Source organism: Siphonobacter sp. SORGH_AS_1065, assembly GCF_030818595.1.
Lineage (GTDB): Bacteria > Bacteroidota > Bacteroidia > Cytophagales > Spirosomataceae > Siphonobacter.
In genome coordinates this window covers 2,324,770-2,338,987 of record NZ_JAUTAM010000004.1, presented here as the reverse complement: position 1 = coordinate 2,338,987, position 14,218 = coordinate 2,324,770, and the positions used below count along the sequence as shown (strand labels likewise).

General features: G+C 45.6%; 13 protein-coding genes. 5 read left to right on the top strand and 8 right to left on the bottom strand.

The features are described from left to right. Window positions 1-162: 162 nt before the first annotated feature. The 5 genes from gldF to gcvH form a co-directional block, all read right to left on the bottom strand. Window positions 163-888 carry a gliding motility-associated ABC transporter permease subunit GldF gene (gene gldF / locus QE390_RS10375; RefSeq protein ID WP_106635069.1) on the bottom strand — a complete coding sequence of 242 codons (726 nt, stop codon included), beginning with the start codon at window positions 886-888 and terminating at the stop codon, window positions 163-165. Window positions 889-931: 43 nt separating this feature from the next. Next, complete coding sequence (locus QE390_RS10370) at window positions 932-1,477, bottom strand: DUF4199 domain-containing protein (RefSeq protein ID WP_307142084.1); 546 nt, start codon at window positions 1,475-1,477, stop codon at window positions 932-934. 50 nt (window positions 1,478-1,527) lie between these two features. Beyond that, window positions 1,528-2,079, bottom strand: a complete 552-nt coding sequence (locus QE390_RS10365; protein ID WP_307142083.1) for a DUF4199 family protein — start codon at window positions 2,077-2,079, stop codon at window positions 1,528-1,530. Window positions 2,080-2,127: 48 nt separating this feature from the next. Then, entirely contained in the window at window positions 2,128-3,432 is a 1,305-nt protein-coding gene (locus tag QE390_RS10360; RefSeq protein ID WP_307142082.1) for a dihydroorotase family protein, read from the bottom strand. 134 nt (window positions 3,433-3,566) lie between these two features. Beyond that, window positions 3,567-3,947, bottom strand: a complete 381-nt coding sequence (gcvH, locus tag QE390_RS10355; protein ID WP_106635065.1) for a glycine cleavage system protein GcvH — start codon at window positions 3,945-3,947, stop codon at window positions 3,567-3,569. Window positions 3,948-4,202: 255 nt separating this feature from the next. Between gcvH and QE390_RS10350 the strand changes: the two genes are divergently transcribed. Continuing rightward, window positions 4,203-4,352, top strand: a complete 150-nt coding sequence (locus QE390_RS10350) for a hypothetical protein (protein ID WP_198555123.1) — start codon at window positions 4,203-4,205, stop codon at window positions 4,350-4,352. Between the two features lie 508 nt (window positions 4,353-4,860). On the opposite strand, the gene uxuA is transcribed toward QE390_RS10350, so the two are convergent. The 3 genes from uxuA to QE390_RS10335 form a co-directional block, all read right to left on the bottom strand. Beyond that, entirely contained in the window at window positions 4,861-6,057 is a 1,197-nt protein-coding gene (uxuA, locus tag QE390_RS10345; protein ID WP_307142081.1) for a mannonate dehydratase, read from the bottom strand. Window positions 6,058-6,277: 220 nt separating this feature from the next. After that, complete coding sequence (locus tag QE390_RS10340; RefSeq protein WP_106635063.1) at window positions 6,278-7,930, bottom strand: UxaA family hydrolase; 1,653 nt, start codon at window positions 7,928-7,930, stop codon at window positions 6,278-6,280. A gap of 86 nt (window positions 7,931-8,016) precedes the next feature. After that, window positions 8,017-9,534 carry a tagaturonate reductase gene (locus tag QE390_RS10335; protein ID WP_307142080.1) on the bottom strand — a complete coding sequence of 506 codons (1,518 nt, stop codon included), beginning with the start codon at window positions 9,532-9,534 and terminating at the stop codon, window positions 8,017-8,019. A gap of 168 nt (window positions 9,535-9,702) precedes the next feature. On the opposite strand from QE390_RS10335, the gene mnmD reads away from it, so the two are divergent. The 4 genes from mnmD (at window position 9,703) to QE390_RS10315 (ending at window position 14,206) form a co-directional block, all read left to right on the top strand. Further along, complete coding sequence (mnmD, locus tag QE390_RS10330) at window positions 9,703-10,428, top strand: tRNA (5-methylaminomethyl-2-thiouridine)(34)-methyltransferase MnmD (protein ID WP_307142079.1); 726 nt, start codon at window positions 9,703-9,705, stop codon at window positions 10,426-10,428. Between the two features lie 181 nt (window positions 10,429-10,609). Further along, entirely contained in the window at window positions 10,610-11,047 is a 438-nt protein-coding gene (locus tag QE390_RS10325; protein WP_106635061.1) for an Hsp20/alpha crystallin family protein, read from the top strand. 279 nt (window positions 11,048-11,326) lie between these two features. Continuing rightward, window positions 11,327-12,850 carry a trypsin-like peptidase domain-containing protein gene (locus tag QE390_RS10320; protein ID WP_106635060.1) on the top strand — a complete coding sequence of 508 codons (1,524 nt, stop codon included), beginning with the start codon at window positions 11,327-11,329 and terminating at the stop codon, window positions 12,848-12,850. A gap of 156 nt (window positions 12,851-13,006) precedes the next feature. Continuing rightward, window positions 13,007-14,206: a hypothetical protein gene (locus QE390_RS10315; protein ID WP_307142078.1), complete on the top strand. Its 1,200-nt coding sequence runs from the start codon at window positions 13,007-13,009 to the stop codon at window positions 14,204-14,206. Window positions 14,207-14,218: the final 12 nt, after the last annotated feature.

The window sequence follows — 14,218 nt, the reverse complement described above, 5'->3', positions numbered from 1 at the left end:
ACAGATCCTCGATAGTCAGGTTTCGGATTGCAAATCTGAAACAGCAAAAGGCGTAGGGTGATCGTATTCTGTTTCGAGGAAATCAGTGCATAAGATGGCCAGAGACCTACGGTTAGATCGTCACTCGGCAGATCCGAGCGACTGTAATGGGGTATGAATGGCTTAGTTCCGTTGCGTTAATTTCCAACGTGTGGCGGATAAGGCCAATAGCACCAGGGAAAGGAAATAGATCACATTTCTGGAATCGATTAGCCCTCGTCCCAGAGCATTGTATTGCGTATCAAGACCGAGCCAGCCGAGCCAGTAAGCTGCCCCATTCCATAACTCCAGTCCGGCAATAGAACTGAAGCCTACGTATAGAATAAAGCTGATAAATACGCCCAGTAAGAACGCTACAATCTGATTATCCGTTAAAGAAGAAGTAAATAACCCGATGGCTGCAAAAACGCATCCCAATAGAAAAAGTCCCAGATATGAACCCTGCACGCTGGCAGTATCAATGTTCCCGACGGGGTTACCTAACTGATACACCGAGAAATAATACAGGAGCGTAGGAAGTAAAGTTAAAAACAGTAAGAAACAGGCAGCCAGAAACTTTCCTCCTACTACTTGCCACTCCGTTACGGGTTTAGTAAACAATAACTCCAACGTCCCAATTTTACGTTCTTCGGCGATGGAACGCATGGTAATAGCGGGAATCAGAAAGAGAAAAACGTACGGAGCCAGGTTGAAGAACGAAGCCATATCGGCATAACCGCCCTCCAGCACACTTGTATCAGGAAAGACCCAAACCAGCAAGCCCATCGCCATGAGGAACACCGCCATCACGACATAACCGACCAGCGAGCTTAAAAAGGAATGGACTTCTTTCTTGAAAATGGTAAACATGGATATGAAAGGAATGCTCGTAGGAGGAACGTAAAAACTAATATTAACTAAACACCGGCCGGTCTTTTTTTACTACTGCCGCTACGATTAAACCTAAGAGTGTTCCCGACAGGACTCCGGTAAATATGGTCATAACAAATCCAAATCCAGGATTAGTAATCATGGATGCAATTCTCATAGCAGTCTCTATTTGTTCATCACTCATCCCTTTTTGTTCGTACGTATTTCTAAAGGCACGTAACATTTTTTCACGTATGGAAGGGTCAATAAATTGAGTATAAACCATTGTAATAGTGGCTGAAACAACACCCCAAACGGCTCCACTCAATGCGGCTACTCCTACCCCTTGACCATACGTAATAAAACCCTCATTTAAAATTTTAAACTCCCGCATAGCCATTACTAATATAAAAACGGCAAATGCTATTGCCAGAAAATTAGTAAATAAGCCTAATCCTACATTAATGTTTGTAGGATCTTCCGGCATTAGATTTAATACCTGTGAGCCAATCTGAGCTATAGAAGTTACAATTCCAGAAATGGCTCCCCATTTCAAAGCAATCCGGGCGGTTGAGGGTGTCTGCTCCATGACTCAATTTCCAGTTTAGTATTTTCTGTTTTCAGTTAGGTAATGTTCTGCTAATAATAGGTACTTAAACTCGTTTTTCGAAGATAAACTCCGACTAAAGCTGCATACAGGAAATGAAAAAGCATCCGAAGAACTCCGAAGTTACTCCAGAAAATTGAACTAGGCGAAATCTGTTCAATCTGCTGAAGGAAGACCTGAAAATCAATCGGTCCGCTGGCTTTGTCATCTCCAAATTGTTCCTGAATGGAAGCCTGATCCTGCAAAGCTAATTTCTTGAGTTCGACAATAAATTCAGGAATGAGCGACGGTTCAACCGAAGAAGTGTAATAAGCAACCAAGCCCCCATCTACTGCACTGGCGATCAGAACAACAATGATACAAAAACCAAAGATTTCCAGAAAGTTAACCGTCTGATGAACCGTTTTCCAATACCGATAAGCTCCTACGGTCATTGCAATCCACATGAATATCATGCCGATATTCCGACGAGTCCCCAGCGGCATAGCGTCGCTGATTTTCAGAATATAGAAAAATAAAAAACACACCAGTCCAGCCACGAGGCCGGAAATGACTGATAATTGAAGAAACGCTTTACTTTTCATGGAGAAAGGAAGGGCTAACGTTTGCTTGACAAACGTTAGCCCTTCTGTTTATACTTTAAAACTCAGGGGCTGACTATGAAACGTACTTTTACCCTGATTAACAATACCATACACTTTTCCGCGTAAGGTCTTGCCCAGGAAAGGCGTATTTTTTCCTTTCGATTTCCATTCCGCTGCGGATACCGTCCATTCTTCATCGGGATTGAAAGCCGTTAACTGAGCAACCTGTCCTTCGGCAATGGTAACGGGGCTACGTTTCAGAATAGAGCGGGGGTGCGAAGTAAATAAGGCTAATACTGTATCCAGCTCTAAATCGCCATAAGTGATAGCAGTAGCAAAGGCAGTTTCCAGGCTACTGATTCCAAAATCAGCTAAATCAAATTCCAGATTCTTAGATTCGGCATCCTGCGGGTAATGATCAGAAACCAGAGCGTCGATGGTCCCATCGGCTAAGCCTGCTTTCAGGGCCGCTACTTCCTCAGCCGGACGGAAGGGAGGCATTACTTTCAGATTGGTGTCGAAACTCACCAGGTCTGCATCCGTGAACGCCAGGTAATGTGCCGCCGTATCGCAGGTAACGGGTAATCCCTGAGCTTTAGCCTGACGGATTAACTCTACTGAACGAGCGGTTGATACCAGTGAAAAATGCAGTCGAGGACGTAAATCGAACGTTTCCACAGCGTATTCCAGCAAACGTAAATCCCGTTGAATCATTAACTCCTCGGCCATGGTTGGGATACCCCGCATGCCCAGCAAGGTACTTACCTGACCTTCGTGCATTTGTCCGTGAACCGTTAAAGAAGGTTCTTCTGGACGCTGAATCAGAAGTCCGTTGACCTGAGCCAGATACTGAAGTGATTTAAGTAAAATGTCAGGGTTCCAGATGGGTTCTTCGCCATCGGTATATGCCACAGCACCCGCATGATGCAGGTCAAGCATTTCGGTAAAATCCTTACCGTCACAACCCAGCGTTAAGGCAGCCGTAGGCAGGAATTGAACCGCCTGCTGCTCCGAAAAGCGACGGATGTAATTGAGACTTTCCTTACTCTGAATGACCGGTTTAGTATTGGGCAGTAAAACAATCTCGGTAAAACCACCCGCCGCTGCCGCCCGTTTCAGGCTATATAAATCTTCTTTAGACTCATACCCGGGATCTTTAGCGTGCACGCGTAAGTCGCACCAACCGGGAGAAAGGCACAAGCCGGGAACGTTGATTTCCTGCCCCGCCGAAGCGGACGAAAGATTTTGACCAATTTTACGAATGACCCCGTCTTCAATCCATACGTCGGCCAATTGACCATGCAGCGGCGAATGAGGATCAAGAATTCGGGCGGAACGAAAGAGAAGATTCATTTCTGAAGGGTCGTATGTTGAACAAGGAACAAAGCAGACCGATGGCTCGATTCACTTTGTTCCTTGCTCAGGATCTTTAATGGAGAAAACGGCGGAATGAAAAATTACCATCTTTCATTCCCATTTCGTTTCTATTAATGTACAGACTGCTGATACGTTGCCGCATCCATCAGGTTATCCAGATCAGCGGGATCGTTTACTTCCAGCTTAATGATCCAGCCTTCACCGTAAGGATCAGAGTTCAGCGTATCTGGATTATCGTTGAGTGATTCGTTCACTTCCAGAACTTTACCAGCTACGGGCAAAAACAGGTCAGAAACCGTTTTCACAGCTTCTACGGAGCCAAATACTTCGTTAGCAGCCAGTTCTTCGTTCAGTGAATTCACCTCAACGAAAACTACGTCGCCCAATTGATCTTGAGCATAATCGGTGATACCAATCAATGCTACGTTACCGTCTACGAGCTTAATCCATTCGTGTTCGGTAGTGTAGCGAAGGTCTGCGGGAAAGTTCATGTGTTTGTGATGCCAATCGGTGCTAAATGGCACGCAAGTTAGTCAAAGAGTTTAGGGTTTTGAGTTCTGGGTTTTGAGTTTTTTTAAACTTTAAGCGTTTAGGGTTGAGGCTACGGGTTTTGATCTGTAGAAATACAGGGTTCTTTACCCCGTCTCTTTGCTTCCGTTTGTATTAGAAATTCATAAAAATTGGACTTCTTCCTCACTTTGGTACGCTGTTTTTACCTTTATCCGTACATCAACCCAATAATCACTATGAAAACGAACACAGCACCCAGAGGCCAAAGCCATATCAATAAACCCGAAAACAAGGATAATCTGGACAGCCGGGTAAAGGAAGAACGTAACAACAACTCCAATAACCAGAAAGACGTGAAACTGCACAAACCAAAGGCCAATAATTAGTTTTCCGTTTGCAGTTGTCAGTTTTGAACTGAATAGGTGATAAAAGCCGCTTTCAAAGAAATGGAAGCGGCTTTTATGTATGTATCGCTGCTAGCGTTTTTTGCAGGTAGTAACAAGTTTCCTATTTGGATCACTAGGTAACCCGAAGTAGTTATTAGCCGCTGCCAGCCTTTTCGCTGGCAGCACTACTTTAGGACTACCTAGTAACAAAACGAGAAGCTTATTGCTGCCAGCGGAAGAGAACCTATTCTGAAAAAATATCCTCGGCAAGCAAGACACAACTGAAAATGATAACCTGTCAACTTCATTACCGAATAGCCTATCCTACCGCTGCCAGCCTTTTCGCTGGCAGCACTACTTTAGGACTAGCTAGTAACAAAATGAGACGCTTATTGCTGCCAGCGAAAAGCTGGCCGGACCACGCTGGCAGCGGAAGAGAACTTATGCTGAAAAAAGATCCTCGATAAGCAAGTCCTTAGCTGAAAACAGTTAACCGACAACTGAACACTCAAAGACTTTGACTGATGCCTAGTTCTAATCCGCGTAACTCGGCTAAGCCTCTTAAACGACCAATCGCGGTATAACCCGGATTAGTGCGTCTTTCAGGATTTAAATCGTCCAGCATGCGGTGGCCGTGGTCGGGACGCATGGGAATATCAATGTCCGTACGCCCTTCTTTTTCACGGCGTCGCATCTCCTCTACAGCCGCTTTCATGACCTCATACATATCTGCATGTCCTTCCAGGTGATTGGCTTCGTGGAAAGTTTCGGGTACTTCATCAATTTCGCGATGCACACTTCTGAAATGGAAGAAATGAATTCGCGGACCAAATTCCCGAAGCATGGCAGGCATATCATTATCCGCCCGCACACCGAAGCTACCCGTGCAAAAGGTTAATCCATTGGCGGGAGAATCCACCGCAGCAAACATTTCCCGCACGTCATCTGCTGTACTTAGAACACGAGGCAAGCCCAGAATGGGACGTGGAGGATCATCGGGGTGAATGCAGAGATTAATCCCCACTTCTTCCGCTACCGGAACCACCGCCCGCAGGAAGTAATATAAGTTTTGACGTAACTCGAAGTCCCCTACTTCAGCATAATAATCCAGTACTTTCTGGAATTGCTCCACCGTAAAGCTTTCCTCCGAACCGGGCAGTCCGGCAATGATATTCCGAATGAGCTGCATTTTTTCACTTTCGCTCATCGCTTGATAATAAGCCGCTGCCCGTGCTTTAAACGACTCCGAATATTCTGCCTCTGCCGCCGGACGTTTCAGGATAAATAACTCAAAAGCCGCAAAGGCTACCGCATCAAAACGTAAGGCTTCGGAGCCATCTTCTACGACATACGCCAAGTCGGTACGTGTCCAGTCGAGAACGGGCATGAAATTGTAACAAACCGTTTTAATGCCATGTTCAGCCAGATTTCGCAGGGTTTGCTGGTAATTGGCAATAAGCTGATCTCGATCGGGCATACCCCGTTTGATATGCTCATGTACGGGAACGCTTTCTACCACTGCCCAGGTTAATCCGGCAGCTTCAATAATGGTTTTGCGAGACTCAATAGCTTCCGAAGTCCAGACTTTACCGTTGGGAACATCGTGTAAAGCGGATACAATTCCGGTGGCCCCAGCCTGACGAATGTCCGACAACTTAACCGGATCTTTCGGTCCGAACCAGCGGAATGATTGTAATAAAGGCATAATGCGTTTAGAGTTTTCGGTTTAGAGTGGTGAATTAATTTCTAAAACGAGTTTGAAGTAAGAATAGGAGTCTACTGCGGAGTTAAACCTACTAACGTATCAGTAATCGCTTCACCCCTAACTTAAAAAAATTCCTAAAGAGTGAAAGTTACCGATTGAAGTTGAAATACGTCGGTGAAACATTCATTCTTTAGGAATCTATGGTAATTCAAAAAGTCAATTACAACGAAACGCCGCGTTTCCAGGGGATGAAATCATCCTGACCCAGACGTACCGAATGAGGCGTAACGGTTCCGCTCGCTACCTGAATCACATAATCCAGAATACGTTCGCCCGCTTCTTCAATGCCTTCTTCGCCATCGATAATCGTACCACAGTTAATGTCGATAATATCGTTCATTTTGTTGTACAACTTCGTGTTCGTTGAAAGTTTGATTACCGGTGTAATGGGGTTACCCGTGGGCGTACCCAATCCAGTCGTAAATAAAACTACCGTTGCTCCCGAAGCGACCTCAGCCGTAGTGCTTTCCACATCGTTACCCGGCGTACAAACCAGGTTCAACCCCGGTTTCGTTACCTTTTCGGGATAGTCCAGTACGTCAACTACGGGCGAAGTACCTCCTTTTTTAGCTGCTCCGGCAGATTTGATGGCATCGGTAATCAATCCGTCTTTGATGTTTCCCGGCGAAGGGTTCATGTAAAAACCAGAACCCACCGCTTCGGCCCGAGAGTTATAGACTTTCATCAGAGAATTGAAACGCTTGGCTGTTTCTTCGTCTACGCAACGATCCGATAACTCCTGTTCTACACCGCATAACTCGGGGAATTCCGCCAGAATAACGGTTCCACCTAATGATACCAGAATATCTGACGTATGACCGATGGCGGGGTTGGCTGAAATACCCGAGAATCCGTCGGAGCCCCCACATTCCAGACCAATGACTAATTTAGAAAGTGGCGTGGGCTGACGTTCAATTTTATTCGCTTCAATCAGACCTGCGAAGGTTTGCTTGATAGCTCCAGCCACGAGTTTTTCTTCAGAACCAATTTCCTGCTGCTCAAATACGTACAGCGGTTTGGCAAAATTAGGATCGCGTTTGGCAATTTCTTCCTTCAGAATGGATACCTGAGCATTCTGACAACCCAGACTCAACACTGTAACTCCGGCTACATTCGGGTGCGTGGCATAACCTGCCAGCAATCCGCAAAGAGCCTGAGCATCGGAACGCGTGCCGCCACAGCCCATTTCATGATTGAGAAATTTCACGCCATCTACGTTCGGGAACAAGCGAGTAGGCGTACCCACTTCCTCTTCAATCGCTAAATCAGCTTCCAGAATTTCGGCTACGGATTTACCCGAACGATACAGGTTGATTAACTGCTCGGTCTGGTCTTTCCAGGTTTGGTTTTTCCCATATCCCAGCGAATCGACGAGAGCTTCCCGCATTACTTCCAGGTTCCGCGTTTCGCAGAAAACCATAGGCAATACAATCCAGTAGTTACCCGTCCCGACGCTGCCATCCTGACGTGGGTAACCCATGAAGGTCCGCTGTTTGAATTTAGACGTATCCGGCTTCTCCCAGTCCAGCTTTCGCGAGCCTAAACCGAAGTCTTCAGAGGCATGCCGGGTATTGAACGTGTGCATCAAACCGCCCCGGGGAATAAACTGTTTGGCTTTACCCACCAGTACGCCGTACATCGTAATGTCTTCATCTACGGCCCGGTCTTCCGTAAGAAATTTATGTTTGGCCGCAATATCATCGACCAGCTCATACTCAACGCCTTCGAACGTAATGACTTCGCCCTTCTGTAAGTCAGTGAGGGCTACAATAACGTTATCTGCGGGGTGGACTTTTAATACTCGTTGCTGCATGGAGGTAAAAAGATTCTTTCCTTTAAAAGAAAAATCTCAGGAATTGCTACCCTAAATTATCTAAAAAAGAACAGATAGTTTATTAACTACGCCAGAGCCTCTTCAAAGGCAGCTTTAGGGCTCTCCTGGAGCTTACCGATGTAGTACGAAACGCGTTCGTTAAAACCGGGTAAAGCATTCAGATCCGTTCCCCAGAAATCCTGATTGCTTAATACTTCTGACAGATCACCTTGGCGGTTCCACCACTCAAAATACCAGCCTGCGGGCTCATCCTGAATAAGGTAAGACTCACCGTTACGTTCGCCGAAATATTTGCCATTTTCTTCCTTCACGGCCTTCATGAATAACACATACGCCGCAAAACCCAGAGCAAAACGCTCGGGAGCGGTGCCTACCTGCTGGTAATGTTTCAGCAATAGCGGTACGTTACGTGTTTTCATCTTAGAGGTATAATACAACGTAATGCTGAGTAACTTATGTTCCAGAAATGGGTTCGCAAATCGATTCAACAAGCTGGCTCCGTACGTACGAGCTGTTTCCAAGTCAATGTCATACGGAATGGCGGGAGCCAGTTCCTCAAACATTAACTCTTTCACATAACGAGCCGAAACGGGATCCGCCATGCTTTCACGAACGGCATTTTTACCCGCCAGGAAATTCAATCCGCAGGTTAAAGAATGCGAACCGTTCAGTAAGCGAAGTTTTAGCTCACGATATCGATCAATATCTGGTTTAATAATTACGCCCAGAGCATTAGTTTCGTCACAATCCGCCTCGTCGAAGCTTAGTACGCTTTTCACTTTCTCGTCGCCTTCAATGGCCCAAAGACGGTATACTTCCGATACACAGAGTAAGTGATCCTGATAACCCAGTTTCTGTTCATAATCAGCCTGATCGGTGGCATTAGGTTTGCCCGGAACAATGCGGTCTACCAGGGAATTACAGAACGCGTTAGCTGTTTCCAGCCATTGGATAAACTCTGTTTCTAACTGACCCCGTTTGGCTAGCTCCAGCACGATTTTGCGAAGGTTCGTGCCATTATCGGGTACCAATTCCGTTGGAACAATTACCATTCCTTTATCGGCGGCTCCTTCGAAGGCTTTCCAGCGAGCGTATAAAAAGGCGGTTAATTTACCGGGAAAGGATTGCGGCGGCGATGCCTGAAGATTTTCATTCTCATCAAGCTGAATACCAATTTCCGTTGTATTGGAAATGACAATCTGCATATCTGGGTTGGATGCACAGGCAACGATGGCATCCCACTGGCTGGGAGCAGCCAGCGTCCGGGAAATGCTGGCGTTAATAATATACTCTTCAATGGGCTGACCGTTTTCATCCAACCCACGAATGGCCTGCGTGAACAACTGATCCTGCTGATCAAATTCAGACGTATCTGTTCCTGTGGATTTAACAACGACAATCCGACCGTTGAATACGCCCTGGCGGTTGGCTTTGTCAACGAAATAATCGCATAAACCACGTAGTAAAACGCCGGTACCGAATTGCAAAATGCGTTCGGGCAATTCAAAAACGGAGGGATCTGGCAATTGAACCGGTACGGACGATGCCGAAATTTGAGACAAATTTTCGCGGGAGAGCAACATGACTGAGTAGTTATGATAAGTTTTGGGTGAAAGACCGGACAAAAGATCAGTTGGAGAAAACCCACACTGCCACTGTCCTGCTTTTAATCCATTCAAAAAGTAGCTGTTAAACGTCGATCAATTATAAAAAGGACGGGCGAAACTGTAGAACACCCTGAAGAAAAAGAAATGATGAACGAAAGAACTTGGAAGAATGAAGAGGACGCTAAGGAAAATCCAGCATTTTCGAATGAATTGGTCGTGACTAAAGATGGGAGCCATACGTTATACTCCGCTCGATTTAATCAATGGTATCATTCCGTTTCCGGGGCATTTGAAGAATCTCGCCGCATTTTTCTGGAATTGGGTTTCGATTATATGAAAGCCTCTGGTAAAAGCTCGTTACGCATTCTGGAAATGGGCTTTGGTACTGGCTTTAATGCCTTACTAACCTTATTAAAAGCTCAGGAAGAAAACATTCCGGTGCATTATACCAGTCTGGAGGCGTATCCGGTTAGTGCAGAAGAATATCAAAAGCTGAATTACGATGACTTTATGCATTCGGCGGCCTTGCAAACGCTTCATCAGGCTCCCTGGAACGAAGCGGTAACGATCCAGCCGAATTTTACGCTTTACAAATTACATACAACCATTCAGGATTTTATTCAAAAAGAGGTTCAGGACGAACCTTACGATTTGGTTTATTACGACGCCTTCGCCCCTAACTCCCAGCCTGAATTGTGGACACCTGAAATCTTTGCAGGTTTAGCTCAGCGATTACATGCGGGCAGCGTATTAACAACCTATTGCTCGAAAGGAGATGTTCGGCGGGCCTTACAAGCGGCTGGTTTTCGCATTGAAAAACATCCAGGACCGGGACGAAAGCGGGAGGTTGTTCGGGCTATTCTTCAATGAAATGACATTTTAATGCAGTTTGAGACATTTTGTCATTAATAAAAATTAGACTATCAAAATTTAAGTCATTTTGTCATTATAAATACTTTTTTTACGTTCGGCACAAGTGTTTAAATAAGTAGAGCGTCCGACAATTCATACGTCGGTTACTATCGAAAACAATAAAAACGTAAGAATAGCCATGACACTCGTTAAATTCAATCAACCTGCTTTTCCTTCTTTAGTTAATCGTTTTTTTAACGACGACTTTTTCAAGACTTACAACGGCGTAGCTACGAAAGATGAGTTTCATTCGTTGCCTGCGGTCAATGTGAAAGAAGTAGAAGGTGCTTTTCAGATTGAACTGGCCGCTCCCGGTCTGAAAAAAGAAGATTTCAAAATCAGCGTACACGAAAATCGTCTGTCGATTTCGGTGAAAAAGGAAAGTTCTAATGAAGAAACTACCGAAAAATACAGCCGGAAGGAATTCAGCTACAGCAGCTTCCAACGTTCGTTCATGTTACCCAAAACGGTAGATGGCGAAAAAATCGAAGCTTCTTATACCGATGGAATTCTGAACATTACGCTTCCTAAAAAAGAAGAAGCGAAAGTTCAGCCCCGCGAAATTTCCATTGCCTAACCTTAAATGGTGCCGTTGGATTGTGAGGAAAAGCAGAGAGAGTTTGATAATTCTCTCTGCTTTTTTAACTTTCAGCCCTGCAATTCCCCTATCATCACATTCTGTTGTTAAAAAAGCTTAAAGCCGCTAATTTCGCAACAGATTTTCTCTAAACTGCGTTAAGGTTAGCAAGTCTAAGTACTTACAAAACTTTGGTATAAACTTTTGTTGAATCGATTTGGAGCACTGTTACTCAACTAAATTTTTTGAATTTCCCTCTCCAAACAACGTTTAACAGCTATGAATAACAGCAATTGGAAATCTCTAGCCCTTGTAGGGGTTTTGAGTAGTGGCATCACCCTTGGAGGAGCCCACTTATTAGGATTAGGATCGAGTCGCGATGTGATTTTCACAGAGGCGAGCTCTTCAGGATCAAACGCGAAGTTCACAACGAACATGGCCGGCATTCCCGGTGATTTCGTTTCAGCTGCGGATAAATCAACGCCCGCGGTAGTGCATATTAAATCGAAAGTCGTTCGGCAGGTAAGCCAGCGGCAGATGCCTAGCTTCTTCGATTTCTTCGGTGATGAAGATTTCGGCGGAGGTAGCCGTCGTCCGCAGCGTCAGGAAGGTATTTCTTCGGGTTCTGGAGTAATCATCAGCCCTGATGGATACATTGTCACCAATAACCACGTGGTAGCCGATGCTTCCGAACTGGAAGTCGTATTAAGCGATAAACGCACCTACAAAGCAAAACTGATCGGTACGGACCCTAACACGGATATTGCTGTTATTCAGTTGCAGGGTGATAAAATCCCTAACAACCTGCCTTACCTGCCCTTTGCTAACTCTGACGATATTAAAGTAGGAGAATGGGTACTGGCCGTAGGTAACCCCTTCGACCTGGAGTCAACCGTAACGGCTGGTATTGTTAGTGCCAAAGGTCGTTCGATTGGTATCATTGGTGATCGTGACAAAGCTCAAAGCCCGATTGAAGCCTTTATTCAAACGGATGCAGCCGTAAACCCTGGTAACTCCGGTGGTGCTCTTGTCAATTCGAAAGGCGATCTGATTGGTATCAACACGGCCATTGCCGGTGGTCAATCGGGAACGTATGTAGGTTACTCCTTCGCCGTTCCTTCGAACCTGGTGAAACGTGTCGCCAGCGATCTGCTGAAATACGGTAATGTTCAGCGTGGTTTCCTGGGTATCTCTCAGATGCAAGCCGTGGATGAAAAATTTGCCGCTCAGAAAGATCTGAAAGCCACTTCCGGTATCTACTTCGGTAGTTTCGGTGAAAACGCCAACGCCAGTGCCGCCAAAGCTGCTGGTCTGAAAATTGGTGACGTAATCGTTAAAATTGACGGTAAAGAAGTGCGTGACCTGCCTCGTCTGGTTGAACTGGTAGGTGCTCAGCACAAACCCGGTGACGTGGTAGTGGTAACGGTTAACCGCGATGGTCAGTTGAAAGACTTCAACGTTACCCTAAAAAACATGGAAGGTAACACCGGTATTGTGAAATCCCCTGTGACTTCATTAGTTCAGGTAGAATCCATCGGTGCGAAACTGGATAACGTGAACTCTAACGAAAAAGCGAAATTCCGGATTAACGGAGGAGCGAAAGTCGTAGAAGTTCTGCCAGATGGCTGGATGGAATATCAGGAAGTTCCCGTTGGTTTTATTATCACGAAAATTGATGATACGGCCGTGAAGGATGCCAAACAAGCCGGAGACCTGTTGGCGAACCGCAGAGGTCGCGTACGGATCATTGGTATTGATCCTTCCAGTGGACAACAGTACCGCATTGATGGCACTTTACGCTAATCAATCATTAAAAATTTAAAAAATCCTCGTCATTTGACGGGGATTTTTTGTTTCTCTAGATTTCTAAACATTACTTTCCGTACTTAATTACCTTAGATACTTACTTTTTAAATTGAATATTTCGTTTTACCTCGAAGAGAAAACAGTAAAAGCCTTATGCCGAAGTTAGACGTTGCCGCCATTGAAACCTACGCTAAAGCGTATGCGGCACAGCTTTGTAAAGAGCAGTATGCTCATCGGGATCGGATTGACGGAGATACCCTCCTGCGGTTAAGCCCGGTTTCCCAAGTGAATCTGTTTGTCGTTCGGGATCTATACGACGTCTGGAAAGAGACCGCAACGGCTTTCCGTAGTCCTTATTTCAATTTCGAAAGTGAGGAAGTAAAAAAGGCCCTGCAAAGTTTTCTTAATACTGTTTCCAAGCATATTTCCGTTCAGCAAAAAGACCTGGAGCCACTGCTGGCCAAGGCTACACACGAAAGTCTGGAGTTTCTGCTGGCTCCGCAGGAATACCTGGAAGGCTGGTTACGTGAGTTACCTGACTTTCGATTGACAGCCGAAAACCTGAAAGCTTTTCAGAAATATAACCGACTTCACAAGGGAGTTATCAGCGGCCTCAGCGAACGGCTGGGTAACGATTCTGCCGTTTATACTGCACGGGCCATTGAATGGGTACAGGAGTTAACCGCCGATGCCAGCCGTCCGGATTCTATTCCGGCAACCCTTGATCTTTTTGCTTCTACTCTTCCCGTTGATGAGCAATCGTTGTACGAAAAAGAAATTCCAGCCGAATCGGATCAAAGCTTTTTTGATCAGGTGGAAGTAACGACAGCGGGGTCTTCGCCTTCGAGAGATGAATACTACGTAGCGACTTCCGGTATTAGCCGTACGGAATCCAGCCCTGACTCTATTGCGTCCAGCATTTCGACTACTTCAGCTCCGGAAACGGCACTGCCCGCTCCCGATTACGCTGCAATTCCAACGGCCCCGGCCATTACCCCTGCCGAAGACGTGACGGCCAGCGTAAACGATCAATTTTCGATGCAGCCGACGATGCTTAATGAAAAACTGAAGGAAGAAAAACCAGCAGAAACGCTGGGCAGTCAGTATCAGCATAGACCCATTTCCAGCATTCATAGCTTCATTTCGCTGAACCATAAATTCATTTTCATCAATCAGCTTTTTAAAGGTGACGCTACCGCCTACCATCAGGCCATTGATGAACTGGAAAAAGCCCAGAGCTTCGATCAAGCCAAGGATTTGATGAATCGGGTTTATGCTCCCCAGTACAAATGGCGGGACGTAGCCGACGAGGCCGACGATTTTTATGAGATTGTTCGAAGAAAATTCAATTAAAAAAAGGAACCC